12 protein-coding genes and 1 pseudogene are annotated in these 15004 nt (G+C 71.3%); 1 reads left to right on the top strand and 12 read right to left on the bottom strand.

What is annotated here, in order from left to right; genetic code table 11:
* Positions 1 to 8: 8 nt before the first annotated feature.
* The 9 genes and pseudogenes from ACSU53_RS02600 to ACSU53_RS02560 all read right to left on the bottom strand — a co-directional run bounded on the left by ACSU53_RS02600 (position 9) and on the right by ACSU53_RS02560 (position 9155).
* Positions 9 to 1052, bottom strand: a complete 1044-nt coding sequence (locus ACSU53_RS02600) for a ketoacyl-ACP synthase III (RefSeq protein WP_164443994.1) — start codon at positions 1050 to 1052, stop codon at positions 9 to 11.
* Positions 1049 to 2836, bottom strand: coding sequence for a CoA-transferase (locus ACSU53_RS02595; protein ID WP_164333312.1), 1788 nt, complete (start codon positions 2834 to 2836; stop codon positions 1049 to 1051). Before ACSU53_RS02595 ends, ACSU53_RS02600 begins: the two co-directional genes overlap by 4 nt.
* Positions 2833 to 4125 (bottom strand): beta-ketoacyl-[acyl-carrier-protein] synthase family protein, encoded by a 1293-nt coding sequence (locus ACSU53_RS02590; RefSeq protein ID WP_382555598.1) that lies wholly within the window; start codon positions 4123 to 4125, stop codon positions 2833 to 2835. Before ACSU53_RS02590 ends, ACSU53_RS02595 begins: the two co-directional genes overlap by 4 nt.
* A gap of 200 nt (positions 4126 to 4325) precedes the next feature.
* Positions 4326 to 5132 carry an ABC transporter permease subunit gene (locus ACSU53_RS02585; RefSeq protein WP_437024542.1) on the bottom strand — a complete coding sequence of 269 codons (807 nt, stop codon included), beginning with the start codon at positions 5130 to 5132 and terminating at the stop codon, positions 4326 to 4328.
* A 70-nt stretch (positions 5133 to 5202) separates the two neighbouring features.
* Positions 5203 to 6159 carry an ATP-binding cassette domain-containing protein gene (locus ACSU53_RS02580; protein ID WP_437024541.1) on the bottom strand — a complete coding sequence of 319 codons (957 nt, stop codon included), beginning with the start codon at positions 6157 to 6159 and terminating at the stop codon, positions 5203 to 5205.
* 222 nt (positions 6160 to 6381) lie between these two features.
* Entirely contained in the window at positions 6382 to 7176 is a 795-nt protein-coding gene (locus tag ACSU53_RS02575) for an enoyl-CoA hydratase/isomerase family protein (protein WP_437024540.1), read from the bottom strand.
* Positions 7173 to 7787: a LuxR C-terminal-related transcriptional regulator gene (locus ACSU53_RS02570; RefSeq protein ID WP_391640079.1), complete on the bottom strand. Its 615-nt coding sequence runs from the start codon at positions 7785 to 7787 to the stop codon at positions 7173 to 7175. Before ACSU53_RS02570 ends, ACSU53_RS02575 begins: the two co-directional genes overlap by 4 nt.
* Positions 7788 to 8658: 871 nt before the next feature.
* Positions 8659 to 8820, bottom strand: a pseudogene (locus ACSU53_RS02565) (IS982 family transposase); the annotation flags it as partial.
* A 59-nt stretch (positions 8821 to 8879) separates the two neighbouring features.
* Positions 8880 to 9155, bottom strand: coding sequence for a tyrosine-protein phosphatase (locus ACSU53_RS02560; RefSeq protein WP_437024539.1), 276 nt, complete (start codon positions 9153 to 9155; stop codon positions 8880 to 8882).
* Between the two features lie 31 nt (positions 9156 to 9186).
* Between ACSU53_RS02560 and ACSU53_RS02555 the strand changes: the two genes are divergently transcribed.
* Positions 9187 to 9516: a phosphopantetheine-binding protein gene (locus ACSU53_RS02555; protein WP_164443987.1), complete on the top strand. Its 330-nt coding sequence runs from the start codon at positions 9187 to 9189 to the stop codon at positions 9514 to 9516.
* Positions 9517 to 9684: 168 nt separating this feature from the next.
* Here ACSU53_RS02555 and ACSU53_RS02550 read toward each other — a convergent pair whose 3' ends face one another.
* Genes ACSU53_RS02550 through ACSU53_RS02540 form a run of 3 tightly spaced genes read right to left on the bottom strand, consistent with a single transcriptional unit; the run spans position 9685 to position 14921 of the window.
* Complete coding sequence (locus tag ACSU53_RS02550) at positions 9685 to 11820, bottom strand: UvrD-helicase domain-containing protein (protein ID WP_382963172.1); 2136 nt, start codon at positions 11818 to 11820, stop codon at positions 9685 to 9687.
* A gap of 36 nt (positions 11821 to 11856) precedes the next feature.
* On the bottom strand, positions 11857 to 13110 hold the full coding sequence (locus tag ACSU53_RS02545; protein ID WP_437024538.1) for an McrC family protein: 1254 nt from the start codon (positions 13108 to 13110) through the stop codon (positions 11857 to 11859).
* Positions 13107 to 14921 (bottom strand): DUF4357 domain-containing protein, encoded by a 1815-nt coding sequence (locus ACSU53_RS02540; protein ID WP_437024537.1) that lies wholly within the window; start codon positions 14919 to 14921, stop codon positions 13107 to 13109. The genes ACSU53_RS02545 and ACSU53_RS02540 overlap by 4 nt, the downstream gene beginning before the upstream one ends.
* Positions 14922 to 15004 lie beyond the last annotated feature (83 nt).

The raw sequence follows: 15004 nt of genomic DNA, 5'->3' as shown, positions 1-15004 counted from the left end.
GGCCGGGCTCACGGGATGCGCAGGAGCATCGCGCCCCAGCTGAAGCCGCGGCCGATGCCGATGGCCGCGACGAGATCGCCGGAGCGGATCCTCCCGGCGCTCAGGTTCTCCGAGAGGCAGCTCGGGATGGAGACGCTGGAGGTGTTGCCCCGCTCCTGGATGTTCGTCAGGAGCTTGTCTCCCGGGATCTCCAGCGCCCGGCTCACCTGGTTGATCATGTTGAGGTTGCCCTGGTGCGGCACGAACCAGTCGATGTCGTCCACCGTCAGGCCGTTGCGCTCCAGGATCTCCCGGCCCACGTGGGTGAGCAGCTTCGGGCCGACCGCGCCGACCTCACGGCCGCGCATCAGCATCTTGTCGTTCTCGTCGATGTCGAAGGCGTCGAAGTACGAGCCGTCCGCGTGCAGCGCCACGTCCAGCAGTCCGCGTTCCGCGGTGTCCGCCGACCAGACCGCGGCGGCGGCGCCCGCCCCGAACAGCGCCGAGTAGCGGTAGTCGAAGTTCAGGATCGGGCGGGGGTTCTCCGCGCAGACGACCAGCGCGTTGCGCATGCCGAGCGCCGGGAGCATCGCGGCGGCGGTCGCGGTGCCGTACATGAAGCCGGCGCAGGCCACCGAGGTGACGTCGAAGCAGGTGGCGTGCCGCAGCCCGGCCTGCTTCTGCAGCGGCAGCGAGATGTCCATGTAGTTGTTGGTGGCGCTGGAGGGGTTGGTGCGCGGGCGGGTCGTCGAGGTCGTGCCGATGACGAGGTCGATGTCGTCGGGTCCCAGACCGGCGGCGCTCAGCGCGTCGTCCACCGCCCTGGCCGCCATCTCCACCGCGCGCTCCTTGTCGTCGGCCGGCCAGTGCCGACTGACGATCCCGGTGTTCTCGCGGATCCAGGCGTCGTCGATGCCCAGCGCGTCGAGCTGCTCGAAGTGGGCGTTGGTGATCGGCTCGCCGGGGAAGTAGTGGCCGATCCCGGCGAGCCGCACGGGGGCGATCGCGGTGGGCGGCAGGGGGCGCAGATGGGCTGTCGCCGGGTCGGGGACGGTCTCGGCGGTGGTGGTCATCGGTAGCAGCCTTCCGGGTCCATGGTGCGCAGGAGCGCGAGTTCTTCGGTGGTGACGGCCTTCTCGTCGTGCAGGAACGCGCTGACTCCCGTGGATCCGTCGGGGAAGTCCCACCCGGTCAGGTCGCGGACCGCCGCCTCGGGACCGTCGGGCAGGTCCGCCTCGGTGCGGCCCCGGCCGGGCACCGGCGCCAGCCAGCTCGTCAGCTCGAACGCGTCGCCGGCTCCGGTGCGGGTGAAGCGCCCGAACTGGCTGACCACGTCCCGGACCCGCCGGCCCGGACTGGTGAGGTGGGCCAGCCGCGGCACGTAGCGGCGGGCCGAGGCGGCCGCGACCACCACGCAGTCCACGGTCGAGGCGATGTCGTTGGCCCCGCCGGAGCCGGTGATCCAGCGGCCGTTCGGCAGCAGCGTCGTGTTGATGTTGGCGTCCGGGTCGATCTCCGCCGCCGACAGCACGCCCAGGCAGCGGGGGTTGGCGGCGACCGCGCCGCCGAGCGTCTCCGCGACGCCTGCGAGCATCTGCGAACGCTCGGCGTGACGCTGGCTGAAGAGGAAGACGTCGCCGGGCTCGGGGTCCATCGACTGCAGGCCCAGTTCGGCGGCGACCCGCACCTGGATGCCGTCGTCCGCCAGCAGCCGGGCCGCCAGCCACGCCGCCATGTGCGAGGTGCCGATCCCGGCGAGCAGCGTGTCGTAGCCGCGCTCCCGGACCAGGTCGGCGACGGCGCGGGCACCGAGCACGATGAGCTGCTCCTGCTCGGTGGGCGCGGCGGACGCGTCCACCGGCGGGGCGGCCTGCTCCGCGACGGCGCTGCCGCCCGGGGGAGCCGGGAAGAGCAGTCCGGAGCGGCGCCGCTCGCCCAGCTTCTCCAGGTACTCGGCGTGGCCCGACACCCCGCCGACCCACTCCTCGTACCAGGCGGCGGCGGTCTCCGGGGTCGTGCAGGCGCCGACGATGCCGGTGAGGAAGTCGTAGTCGTCCAGGTAGCCGTCGACCCCGGCGAGACGGCCGGTACGCAGCGACTGCGGGTGGGCGCCGAGCGGAGCCTCGCACAGGCCGAGGACACGGGCGGCGGGGATCACCACCCGGTCCGGCATCGCCGCGACGACCTCGTCGTCGACGATCGCCTCCACGGAGGCGAGGACGCCGTCGGTGGCGGCGTACGCGGCCCAGGGGCCCTCGCCCAGCGGGGGGCAGGCCACGATGTTGCCCCGGCTGTCCGCGACGACGCCGTGGAACAGGGCGAAGCGGGGGCGCAGCGGGCTGAGCAGGGCGACGGTGCGCTCCGGGTCCTCCGGGTGCGGCACCAGGTGGAGGCTGCCCTCCTTGCCGTGCCGGAGGTCGGTCTCGGCGAGCCTCGAGCCGGTGGTGGCGAACGGCTGGCCGAGTGCCGCGGCGATCAGCCGCTGGGTGTAGGTCAGCAGCGACCACATCTCGATCTCGAACGGCCGGCCCTCGGCCAGTTCGCGGTAGAGGCGGTTGGGGCGCGGCGAGGGGTAGGTGTCCCCGACGAAGCCGGTGATCACCTTGCGCACGGCGCCGGAGAGGGCGAGCGCGTGGGCGCTGGAGTGCACGGCGGTGGTGCTCACGGTCAGGCTGCGGCTGCCGGCGAAGGTCCGGCAGACCGCGTTGAGCAGGGCGTTGGGCCGCGACATCGTCGCCGCCGCGTGCAGGTGGTCGCCCTCGCGGACGAAGCGGCGTATCAGGTCGTCGGGGTCGGCGGCCAGGTAGGGGCCGGTCCGGTGGCCCGTGGCGGCAGGGTGTTCGGGCGTTGTGGTCATGCGTGCTCCAGGGCCATGACGGAGGTCTGCGAGCCGAAGGCGAAGGACAGCGAGACCGCCAGGTCGAACTCGGTGTCGCGGGGCCCCTCGGCGACGTGGTCGTGGTCGCACTCGGGGTCCGGCGTGCGGTGGTTGGCGGTCGGGGCCAGCCGCTGGTGGTGGAGCATCAGCGAGGTGGCGGCGACGTTGATGATTCCGGCCATGCCGAAGGTGTGGCCGTAGATGGGCTTGTTGGAGCCGTGCGGCGGCAGGTCGGCGTCGTCGCGGTGCGGCAGCAGCCGGCGCAGGGCACGGCTCTCGGCGAGGTCGTTGTACCGGGTGGCGGTGCCGTGGCCGCAGACGTACCCCACCTCCTCGGGCTTGCGCCCGGCGTCGTCGAGCACGGCCGCGACGACCGAGGCGGTGACGTCTCCGGTCAGATCCATGCTGGTGGCGTGGTCGGCCTCGTTGAGCGCGCGGTGGCCCAGGATCCGCGCGTAGATCCGGGCGCCGCGCTCGCGGGCGGAGGACTCGCGCTCCAGGCAGAGCGTCATCGCGCCCTCGCCCAGGGCGAATCCGCGCCGGTCGCGGTCGTAGGGGCGGACGGCGGAGGCGGGGTCCTCCTCCTCCGGGGAGAGCACCCCGTCCCCGAGGCCCAGGTAGCAGCGGGCGACCTCCGGGGTGATCGGGAACTCGTGGCCCCCGGCCAGCACCACGTCGGCGCTGCCCGAGCGCAGCTCGCGCAGTGCGAGGCCGATCGCGTGGTGGCCGCCGACGCAGGCGCTGCTGACCGTGGTGACCAGGCCCTTGGCCCCGACGGCGATGGCGGCCAGCGTGGCCGGGCAGCCGGCGAGACCGCGGAACATGGCCGTCGCCTTGCCGGCGTACGGGTCCTGGTCGGGGCCCGCCGTCATGGTCTCGGCCCACCAGGACAGCGGGCCGCGGGAGGAGGACTGGACGATGCCCATCCGCTCCGGGGCGACCTGGCCCCGGGCGATCCCGGCGTCCGCGAGCGCGTCGCCGACGGCCGCCATGGTGGCCAGGATGTCGCGGTTGTACTTGGCGGCGTGCGCCGGATCGAGGTCCGGCAGCCGGACCGCGGTGTCGAACGCACCCAGCTGCGCGGCCGCGTGGACCGGCAGCCCGGCAGCGGCGAACGCCGGCTTCTCCAGCCGGCTCACCTGGGGGGTTCCGGTGGAGACATGCCTCCAGAAGGCGTGGACATCGGGGGTGCCGGGCAGCACGCACCCGATGCCGGTCAGCACGACGGGATCGGAGAGGTCCGGGGAGAGGTCTCGGCTGCTGTCCATGAGGCGAAGCTAACCGCTCCTACACGAGCCTCGATATGGCCGTCAAGTACTCATACTCGGCCGGTTCGATGACTCCCGGTACTCGATTTTCCGCCGGATCCGTCAACCCCGTGCGGTAGACGCGCCTACGCACGAAAGCGGCCCGGGCACCTCCGCGAGGGGAGGGACCGGGCCGCTTCGGGCGTGGAAGGGCGCGCTGTTCAGGCGTTCTTGACGTCCCGTCGGCCGACCGCGTGCGTACCGGCGGCGACGACCAGGACCGAGAGGACCAGCAGCAGCGCGACCCCGCCCCACGGAACGCCGTTGACCAGCGGGTCGTTGCCCAGCGCCCACTCCCACGGGGAGATGTTCGACAGCGGCTCCAGAGCGTCGGACATCGGCGCGATGGCGTGCAGCAGATAGCCGACGACGAGCACACCGGCCGCCACGCCCAGCGCGGGACCGCGTCCGAAACCGAATCCGACGACGGCGTAGGCGACCCCGGCGTGCAGGACGGCCAGCAGGCCGACCGTCAGCGTCACGGCGGCGACCCCGCCCCCGGAGACGTCCATGTCGAAGGCGACGACCGAGCCGTGGACCGACAGCCAGACCAGGAGACTGGTGACGACCAGACCGAAGGCCACGCAGAGGAAGCGCACCAGGAAGACCGTGCGGCGGGCCACCGGCAGCGCCAGCAGCAGTTCGAGCCGCCCGGCCTCCTCGTCGCCGCCGGTCAGGGCGGCGGTCGCGGTCACGGCCATCAGACCGAGGAGCAGCGGCAGCAGGACCGCGTACAGGTTGCCCTTGAGGTAGCCGCTGGCGCTGCTGATCTGGTCGATCCCGAAGGCCGTGGCCACCTCCGGCGAGACGCCGGAGGCGAAGTCCTCCAGCGCGCCGGACTTCTCCATCGAGGGCCAGGCCCCGGCGACGGAGAGCGCGAGCAGGACCAGCGCGGCCGACCAGGCGATCAGGGTGCGTTTCTGGATCTGTACTCCGCGCCGGAAGATCTCCGAGCTGGGCGACGACATGTGTTTCCCTTCCGGCCGGCCCGGGGGAGCGGCCTTGGTGACTGAAGACCCGTGGCGGTGACTGCGGCGGTCACCGCACGGGGGCGGAGCCCGGGGACGGCTCGTCGGCCGCGGTGCCCCGACTGCCCGGGACGTCGCTCTGGTAGTACTCCAGGAACGCCTCCTCCAGGTCCGGTTCGGGCGCCGTGAGCGTGGTGATCCGGTGCCCGGACAGGAGCTTCAGGAGCGGGTCGGGCGATCCGGTCCAGGCCAGGCTGACCTCCTGACCCCCGGGCCTGCGCCGTTCCACGTCCGACGCCCCGTCCAGGGAGGTCAGCGCGGCGAGCGGGACGTCCTCGTCCTCCGCGAAGGTGATGTGGAAGCGCTGCGCGGCCCGGCGGCGCAGCTCGTGCGTCGGGCCGGAGGCGGCGAGTCTGCCGCCCTGGAGCACCGCGACCTGGTCCGCGACCCGCTCGACCTCGGAGAGGATGTGCGAGGAGAGCAGCACGCTCTGCCCGTTGTCCCGGGCCTCCTCGACCGTGCCGAGGAACACCTGCTGCATCAACGGGTCGAGCCCGTTGGTCGGTTCGTCCAGGACCAGCAGTTCCGGCTTGGCCATGAAGGCGCCGACCAGGCCCACCTTGCGGCGATTGCCCGTGGACAGTCCCCGGACCTTGCGTGACGGGTCGATGCCGAACCGCTGGACCAGCTCGTCCCGGTAGGCGGTGTCGGTCATCCCCCGGAGCCGTCCCCAGGACGCCAGGGTCTGCCCGATGGTCAGCCGCTCGTCCAGCCGCAGTTCGCCGGGCAGGTAGCCGATACGCCCCCGCACCTCGGGCCGGTCCGGGTCCTGGCCGAGGACCCGGACCACGCCGGACGTGGGCCGGGACAGGCCCATGAGCATGCGGATCGTGGTGCTCTTGCCCGCTCCGTTGGGGCCCAGGTATCCGTAGACGACGCCCTGGGGGACCGTCAGGTTCAGCCGGCTCAGCGCGGTGAAGTCACCGAACTTCTTGGTGACGTCCGTACATTCGATGAGAGGGGTCACGTTTCTTCTGCTCTCCTCTTGCGCCCACGGCTCGTGCGTCCACGGCCGGCCGGTGTGGCGGGCGACGGGGGTGGAGGGTGGGGGGTCGGTATCCGCCGTACGGCACGGCACGTACAGCACATTCAGTGTTTACTGAATCTGATCAACAGGCTATCGGGGTGGCTCACATGCCGCAACGAAACGCCTGGCCCCGTGGCGCGAAACGTTCAGGCCGCGGCGGCGTCAGGAGCGGCGGTCCGAGGGCGGGGAGGGCTCCCGGTTCGCGGCGGAGGCCGCCTGCCACCAGTAGCCGTTCTCCACCCCGAGCGCCGCCGTGCGGTCCAGGTGCCCGGAGTCCCGCAACAGCCGGACTCCCGCAGCCAGGAGGGCCGGATCACCGGCGGCCACCGACGCCGCCAGCGCCTGCGCCTCGGCGAGCGCGTCGCCGTCGGGAACGGTGCGCTCCACCGCGCCCAGCCGGGCGAGTTCGTCCGCCCGCAGGCGCTCACCGGGGATCAGCAGCATCCGGGCGGCCACTCCGCGTCCGGCCCGGCGCAGCAGCGAGTGGACCGCGCCGCCGCCGGGCACCGCGCCCACCCCCAGCTCCGGCAGGCCGAACAGCGCACCCTCGCCGGCCACCACCAGGTCGCAGGACAGGGCGAGTTCGAGGCCGCCCCCGAGGGCGTACCCCTCGACGGCGGCGACAAGGGGGAAGGGAGCCTCGTGCAACGCCGCGAACACCGTGCGGAAGTGGGCCCGCCGCACCGCGCGGCGCGACAGGTCGTGCCAGTCGGGTTCACCGGTGTCGGCGCCGCTGGAGAAGGTCCCGCCGGCCCCCGTGAGCACCAGTGCACCGGGCGCCGCCGTACCTTGTCGGCCTGTCAAATCGCTCAATCGCTTCGCCAGTTGCTCCAGCATCGCGGTGGACATCGCATTGCGGCGGTGCGGCCGATGGAGCGTCAGCGTGACCACCCGCCCGCTCCGCTCGACGAGCAGGGGGTCCTGCTCCGCTGCGGGTGCCGTCTCGGAGAGGTTCATCCGCAGGGCCTCAGCATCCTGAACAGCTCCTTGCGCCCGGACACGCCCACCTTGTGGAAGACCCGGCTCGCGTAGTTCTTGACGGTCTGCTGCGTGAGGCACAGCTCCTGGGCGATCTCCTCGTTGGAGCGGCGGCGCAGTAAGAGGCCGAGGATCTCCTCCTCGCGTCCGCTCAGCTTCCACGTGCCGCACACGCCGGTGTCCCGGGCCGGCTGCGGGGGCTCGTCGGTGCCCAGATGCCAGAAGCTGCGCCCGCTCAGCACGTCGTGCAGTCCCTTGACGATGGACTCGGGCGGGCACGACTCGTGCACGAACCCCGCGGCCCCGCCCCTGATGCACTCCACCACGCTGCGCGGCGCGTTGTCCCTGCTGTAGAGGATGACCCGGGTTCCGCTCCAGTAGGACCGGTTGCCACGGACCTCCGGCCACTGCTCGTACTCCACGAGCGCCACGTCGGGCCGGCCGCCGGGGAGGGTGTCGACAGCGGTCGGGTGGGGACAGCCGCCCAGAACGGTGACGTTCGGATCGCCCCGGAACAGGTCGAGGATCGCTTTGCGTATCAAAGGTGACGAGTGCAGGACGATCAGCCCGCGTCCGCCCGTCTCGGCCATACCAGAACCCCTCGTACTCCAACGGCGCCGGTCGGGCGCCCTGTCGTTCGGCATATTGCGAATGTGTTGAACCGTACTGGCGAGATGCTGCCCACCCCGCCGATGGCAAGACCGCACCGGTGCGGTGTCGGAGCGGCGTGGAAGTGGAGCCGCTGAGGCTCGCGGGCACGCGACGTCTTGTTTCGGGGGATGCTGCCGGGTAATCAGGCGGGAAGAAATTCCGGCCCGGCAGTTATTGCTGGCGCGTAGACAGTCTGCGTACGAATAAAAATCCCTATGGGAGACGCTTCCGTGCCGTGCTCGGTTCCACTTTCAAGGACTTTCGATTCCAGTTTTCGGTGGGGACGTTAAGGCTCTGTGACATCCTCGGGAACAGTGGACCGGCGTGTGTGCGTGGCGGTGCGGCAGGCGCAACCTGCCCGGATGGCGGTGGTCCGGCGTGACGACCCGCCTCGTCACGCGGATAAAGCCTGACCGCGAAGGGTCATGTGGCTGAAGCACGACTTCCCCCTGATGGCGCATTGCGACCCGGTGGTCGCTGAAGGCCGCACGGGGCGAACCGCTGCGAGAGTTCGGGCCCCGAATCCGGCTCGATAGTAACCTCCGGATCCTCCACTGTCACGCAGCGGACTATTGCCCGGCAGTCAAGAATGCCCGCCGGGAATTGACGTATCCTTTGATCGGCTTCGCACTTTCCGCATGTTTTCGGTTGCCGAGAGATATTTCTGGCATGTCCGCTTTTGCTGGTGAGGCGTGGTCGGCCGTCCGTGGCCCTCGGCGGTCGAGGCTTGCCCGAGGCCCTGTGATTCGGCCAGCCCGAGCAGGCGCCTGCGGGCCGCACCGGCCGCGGGGCCGGCCGTTGTCCGTGGTCGTGCCGGGCCGAAGGGAAGCCGAGCAGCACCTGGGCAACGGCCAGGCACAGCAGTTCGGCGTCCGTGAGTTTCGGGGGTCGCCCGATCCGGCGACGAGGGACCACATGGTCGTCGATGAACACGTACAGTGCCGCCAGAAGGACGTCCAGGCTGGTAGTCACACACGAGCCAACGGGCGCCCTTCGCCATTGCGACCAGCACAAACTTCGGACTCACTCATCTAGTCGTAGGGGCGGTGCTCGATGCTGAGGTCGACGTAGTGGAAGCGCTCTGGTTCCGGCACCCGGCCCTTGGCCGCGATCTCCCACGGGTAGCGCAGGTCGATCACAGTGCAGATGCCGAGCCCCAGGAACCTCTCCCAGTCGGCGCCCTGGAGCTTGCCGAGCGAGTCGGAGCGGTAGAGGGCCTGCCACGGCACGGTGCGACTGTCGGAAGCGCGGTAGCCGCCCAGATCGCGGAAGTTGTGCAGACGTTGGAACTCGACATGCCGCTTCATCGGCTCTCTCCCTCATGCCTCGGCATCGTTCGTGACAGGCCGCCAGTTCCCGGTTGCTCCGTGCGGTGCTCCCGGTGATCTCCTCGCCGAACCAGTCCGGTGGTACGAATTCCCGGGCCGTCCCGATGTCGGCGAACTCCACTTCGACCACGACGACTTCTTCGCCCTCGGCGGTCATTCGCCGCTGGCCACACGCCTGGTCAGCCGGGTGCGTACGGTGCTGGGCGAGGAGCTGCCGATCCGTACCGTCTTCACCTCGCCCACGCCGGCCGCACTCGCGGGCTGGCTCGCCGACCAGGGCGACCGGCGGCCGAAGGCCAGGCCCGCGCTGCGGCGCATGCGCAGGCCCGACGGCGTGTGAGCCGCCGTACGGCCGCCCGGTGACGGCCGGGCCCCCGCGGACGAGCGGAGGCCCGGCCCACCGAAATCGCCCATGACGGTCTCTCCACGGGAGCCCTGGGCACCGGAGAAGTGAGGAGGTGCAGGGCGCTCGGTGGGGTGCCTCGCACGGGCCGCAGCGGACGGCTGGTCAGGCGACGTGCGGCAGGAACGGGCTCGGAACTCCGCTCCACGTGACGCTCAGGGCTTCGCGAGCGCGGGTGCAGGCGACGAAGAGTAGGCAACGCTCCCGCAGCAGGTCGGCTTCGTGCTGCAGAGCATCCGCCTCGCGCTGCGTGATCTCCCGGGCGAACGGGACGGCGCCCTCGCCGACGCCGAGGACGGACACCGCCCGGAACTCCAGCCCTTTCATCGCGTGCATGGTCGCCAGCCGCACCCCCTCGGTGCCCTGCGCGGTCTGCCCCTTGACGCGGAGCACCGGTATGCCGGCGGCCTTCAGCTTCTCCTCCGCGGCGTCCAGGGAGAGGTTGAAGCGTGCGCACACGCCGATCTCGTGCGGGGCCAGACCCTCGTCCAGCAGGCCCCGCACCCGGTCCACCAGGGCCTCGGTCTCCTCCTGACGGGTGGCGTAGCCCTGCGCCTGGGGGCGGCGCCCGTGCAGCAGCGAACGGTACCCGGCGAGTGAGTCCGTGCCGTCGCCCTCGAGCGCGTCGACCGTGACGGGCGCCAGGAGCCGCGCCGACCAGGCGAGGATCTCCTCGGTCGACCGGTAGTTGACGCGCAGGCGGAAGCTGCGGCCGGCCGTGGCGATGCCCAGCGACCCGAGGGACACCCGGGAATCGTAGATCCGCTGGTGGGGGTCGCCGGTGATGAACAGGTCATCGGGCCCCGGGGACACGGCGGCACGCAGCACTCGCCACTGCGCGGGGTGCAGATCCTGTGCCTCGTCGATCACGACATGGGCGTAGGGGGCGGGTCCCCCGGCGAGGAGATCAGCGGCGCGTGCGCAGATCCCCAGGTGCGTGGTCTCACCGCGGTCCCGCAGCAGCCGTTCGAAACGCTCGACGCCGCTCCACACCTCCCTGCGGCGCGCAGGCCCGAGACCTGTGCCGCGTCCCCGGCGGCTCGCGCCGAGGTAGGCGCCGAGGTCGCGGAGGTCCTGGCCGAGGACGACGTGACGGTACTCCTGCGCCAGGAAACGGGCGGTGAACGGCAGGTCGAGCTGCTTGACGACCTTCTCCCACAGCTGCCGCTGCTCCCGGTCCCCGATCGGTTTCGGCGTAGTCGCCGCCGCCCCTCGCAGCACGCCGTGGGCGAAGGCGTCCACGGTGGTCACGTCGACCCGCGCCAGCAGTTCCTCGTCCTCGTCGAGCAGCAGGCCGAGCATGTCGCGCAGGCCGGCGGCGAGCGCGTTCGTGTACGTGGTGAGCAGCACACGGCTGTCGTCGGAGCGGCCCAGCAGGTGCTTGACGCGGTGCAGGGCGGCCACCGTCTTGCCCGTTCCGGGACCGCCGGTGACCTGGACAGGGCCCCCGAAGGAGGTCCGGTAGGCGACCCGTCGCTGCGAAGGGTGGAGGAAGACCCGCCAGGCGGCGAACGGCTTGACCAGGGCCTCCTCCAGTTCCTGCGGGCCCGTCACCAGACGGATACGCGCAGGGGTGTTGGCGATCACCGTGGCCAGGTCCTCGACCGGCTCGGCGGGCGCGTCGGCGGGCCGGCGGACGGCCACGACGTCCCGGTACACCTCCTCCGGGCTGAAGCCTTCGGCGAGGTACTGCAGCACCTCCAGCTGATCCTCCGGGAGGAGCGTGGAGAACGCCTCCAGCTGGGCCTTGCTCGCCAGGGAGCGCGCGGCGCGCAGCACCTGGTCGTCGATGCCGAGCTCACGCAGCGTGCCGTCCGAGACGTGCTCGAAAAGCAGCCGGGAAGCGGAGTGGGACGCGGTCTCGTACACCGGGGTCAGCTCGTCGAGGGCGACGGCGTTGCGCACCTCCAGGGCCCGGGTCGCGGAGTTCGCGCTGTAGAGGCGCTTCGCGGCCCAGGTGTAGGCGTCGTCGTGCGGCAGCACGTTGACGAGCAGGAAGACGTCGCTGCCGTCGTCGGGCGCCAGGACGACACCGCGCCAGAAGTCCGTGATCCGGATGGTGCGCATGCGTTTGTCACGGGCGTTCTCGACGGACTCCAGATGGAGTCCCTTGTCGGCGTTGAGTTCGGCGGTGCTCATGGTCTGGAACTTCGCCATGGCCTTGCGCACTCCGGCCCGGACCGGTTTCTCGAGGGTGTCGTAGCCGTCCCAGAAACTCTGGGCGAAGGCGAGCCGGGGCATACGGTGGCTTCCTTTCCGTCCAAGTGATGGTCACGGTCACGCGCGGGAGAGGGCACAGGCCAGCTGTTCGGCGAGGTCACGCAGGGCCGACATGAGCTGCCGCGGTTCACAGGAGAGGTCGATGCTGTGCTGGTACAACCGCACTCCGCGCCCGTCCGGCCCCACTGCGGTCCTGCGCACCTCGTGGAAGCGCGTGGGCAGCTGTCCGGCCGCGTACACCAGGTGGGCCTCGGGCAGACCGAGCACGGTGGCGTATGCGAGAGCCTGGTAGAGGTCGGCGTTGAGGCGGCCGTCGCCCTTTTCCACCTTGTACTTGGCGTCGACGACGGCAACGGGTGTCCGGCCGTCCCCGGTGCGCACCACGAGGTCGGGGCGGATCCGTACGAGGCCGGCGGTGTCCAGGTGGTGGCGGTCCTGGAGACGAGGGACCAGCCCCTGCTCCTTCAACGCTGTGCTCAGCGCGACGGTGACGAAGTCCTCGAACAACTGGTTCATGTCGAACAGGAAACCGTCCACGGTGAGCGGATCCGCCCCCGGCGTTCGGTGCTCCGGCGAGGAGCCGCGCAGAACGGCTTCGCAGAGCCGCACGGCCGGCTGGTAGCGCACGTTGAGGCGGGAGGGCTGCCAGCGCGGCAGCTCCTGTCCCCGGACCAGTGGGAGCGCGTCGGCGAGACGGACCCGCTGGTGCGCCAGTCGCCGCCGCACGGGGCCGGAAACGCCCGGGAGCCGCAGCAGTCGCTCGACGGCGGCCCGCAGGATGCGGTTCTCGGCGGTGTCCGCGGTGTAGGCGTCGTACGCGATCTCCACGGGAGGCGTGCGGCCGAAGTGCCGCCGGATCTGGTCGGCCTCACGTATCCGCCCGCGCACCACCAACGAGGATTCCTCCACCTCCCGGTAGCCCTGGAGAACCCCCTGTCGCAGCGCCGCGTCGATCCGCCGCTCCACGGCGTGGGCGAGCGCGGGCACCACGTCGTCGTACGCGCCGGTGTCGACGGCGCCCTCCCGTTCGTCGCGCCAGGCCCGTTCCGGGTCGAGGCTGAAGCCGAGCAGGAAGAAGATCCGGCTCACCGGCGTTTTGGGCATGATCCGTAGGACCGGACCGTCGCGCATACGGAGCGCGCCGACCCGGTTCCCCGCCCGCAGCAGCCAGTGACCGTCCCGGGCCGGGTCCGGCGTGGCGCTCTGGAGTATCCCGGAGGAGGCGAGGGCCCGGCCGGCCTCGGCGCCGAGCGGCACGGAGACGGCGGGCCCGTACTCGTGCAGCACCATGTCCGGCACGGGTGCCGTCATGCCGGCCGCTCGCGCAGCGAGTCGAGCCCGTAACGGGCGGCAACGTCGATGCCTTCGCCGTAATGATGCTCTTCGAGAAGCGGCAGGATCTTCGTGCGCCAGGTCCGCTCGAGGCCACCGTCGCGGTACACGCCCGGCTTCATCAGGTACGAGGGACCGATGGCGAAGTCCGCTTCGTCGATACGGGAGTTGAGAGCGTCGAGGAGACGGGCCGGCTCCGCATCGCGGCCTTGTCGTTCGAGCCAGCGTCCGAGCAGCCCGGAGGTCGGCTCGGTGCGCGGGGACAGCTCGACGAACGCGAATCGGCGCCGCATGGCCGCGTCGACCAGCGCGATCGACCGGTCGGCGGTGTTCATCGTGCCGATCACGAAGAGGTTGGGCGGCAGCGGGAAGTCGTCCCCGGAGTAGGTGAGCCGCACCGACCGGTCCCGGTACTCCAGCAGGAAGTACAACTCACCGAACACCTTGGCCAGGTTGGCGCGGTTGATCTCGTCGATGATCAGGAAATGCGGGACATGCCGGTTGCCCTCGCGTGAGGCGAGGTCGGCGAGCTCCCGCAGCGGGCCGGCGGTCAGCCGGAACGCCACCTCCCGTGTCTCGGGGTCCTCCACCGGCCGGAACCCCTCGAAGAAGTCCTCGTAGGCGTACGACGGATGGAACTGCACGATCTTGACCTGCTCCGGGCCGCCGCCGAAGTACTCGGCCAGCTTCATCGCCAGGTACGTCTTGCCGGTGCCCGGCGGACCGTAGAAGACCAGCTGCTTCTCGTCGAGCAGGAGCTCGCGCAGCTCCTCCAGCCACGCCCGGTCGTGGACCAGGAGATCGTCGGCGAGCGTGTCGCTGATCTCGGGCAGGGTCAGTTCCTTCGGCACCGGCCGCTCAAGGGTCTGCACGACCTCGGGCTCGTCCGTACCGCCCGCCTCACCGGCCAGCCCGTCCAGAGCGTCCAGGACGCCGGTCAGATCGACCACGTCGTGCTGAACGGACAACTTCTGCCGCAGTTCACCGGGCAGTTCGTCGTACGCGTGACTGTCCGCCTGCCAGGTGACCGGCCGTCGCAGGTTGGACAGCCCGCCCGGCGACGAGGCCTGCACGGCGTCCCCGGTGATCCGGCCGAGGTACAGCCGGTCGTCGTCATAGGTGGCCACGGTGTCCCCGACGCGCATCTGCGTCAGGAACGCGTGCAACTCGTCCACCAGGCCCTGCTTCTGGTGGTACGAGGCCGCCCCCTCGTAGCCCTCCTCGACGAAGCGGCGCAGCGCGCTCTTGGTCGGGTCGGACTCCTCCAGCGGCGGCAGGTGCGCGCCCGACAGCGACACGAGCCCTTCCTTCAGCCACTGCTGCCGCACCAGGTTGTGCCCCGAGACGTTCGAGCCGCGCACCAGCCACGCCTTGTGCGGGGGGCGCCAGCCGGTGGACTGGTAGTCGGAGAGCGGGTGGCCCTCGTCGGTGCGCCAGGACTCCGGGCCGGAGGCGTCGTAGCCGTACACCAGCGCGGCGGCGGCCGACGAGGAGTTGCACTCGATGTCCCGCGTCACCACCCAGCGCGTGGGCGCGTCCTGTGGCCGGCCGGAGGCGGCCGGGGCGTCCACGAGTGCGCCGTCCGCGCGGAGTTCCGCCCGGAACCGGCGCGCGTGGCGGCCGAGCCCCGGCCACTCCTCGGCGGTCACGAGGGATCCCTCGCGCAGCAGGAACTTGTTCGTCCCGTTGCCGCCGAACCGCGTCAGCAGGTACCCGCGCGCCTCGGCACCGTCCTGCGGCAGCTTGATGCGGAAGTCGGGCGTGCCGGGGAGGCGGTCGGGCTGCGGCATGGTGACCTTCCGAAAGGGCGAGGCCTGTGTCGGACACCGCACAGACTACACGTTGACACCGTCAACGCGCATGAGTGAGATGT

Source organism: Streptomyces sp. enrichment culture, from assembly GCF_964273255.1.
GTDB lineage: Bacteria > Actinomycetota > Actinomycetes > Streptomycetales > Streptomycetaceae > Streptomyces.
This window is presented reverse-complemented; position numbering and strand designations above follow the sequence as displayed.

Excerpts from the sequence above, each read along its gene's own strand:
- ACSU53_RS02600 (WP_164443994.1), bottom strand. The coding sequence starts at position 1,052 with ATGACCACCACCGCCGAGACCGTCCCCGACCCGGCGACAGCCCATCTG.
- ACSU53_RS02595 (WP_164333312.1), bottom strand. The coding sequence starts at position 2,836 with ATGACCACAACGCCCGAACACCCTGCCGCCACGGGCCACCGGACCGGC.
- ACSU53_RS02590 (WP_382555598.1), bottom strand. The coding sequence starts at position 4,125 with ATGGACAGCAGCCGAGACCTCTCCCCGGACCTCTCCGATCCCGTCGTG.
- ACSU53_RS02585 (WP_437024542.1), bottom strand. The coding sequence starts at position 5,132 with ATGTCGTCGCCCAGCTCGGAGATCTTCCGGCGCGGAGTACAGATCCAG.
- ACSU53_RS02575 (WP_437024540.1), bottom strand. The coding sequence starts at position 7,176 with ATGAACCTCTCCGAGACGGCACCCGCAGCGGAGCAGGACCCCCTGCTC.
- ACSU53_RS02570 (WP_391640079.1), bottom strand. The coding sequence starts at position 7,787 with ATGGCCGAGACGGGCGGACGCGGGCTGATCGTCCTGCACTCGTCACCT.
- ACSU53_RS02560 (WP_437024539.1), bottom strand. The coding sequence starts at position 9,155 with ATGAAGCGGCATGTCGAGTTCCAACGTCTGCACAACTTCCGCGATCTG.
- ACSU53_RS02550 (WP_382963172.1), bottom strand. The coding sequence starts at position 11,820 with ATGCCCCGGCTCGCCTTCGCCCAGAGTTTCTGGGACGGCTACGACACC.
- ACSU53_RS02545 (WP_437024538.1), bottom strand. The coding sequence starts at position 13,110 with ATGACGGCACCCGTGCCGGACATGGTGCTGCACGAGTACGGGCCCGCC.
- ACSU53_RS02540 (WP_437024537.1), bottom strand. The coding sequence starts at position 14,921 with ATGCCGCAGCCCGACCGCCTCCCCGGCACGCCCGACTTCCGCATCAAG.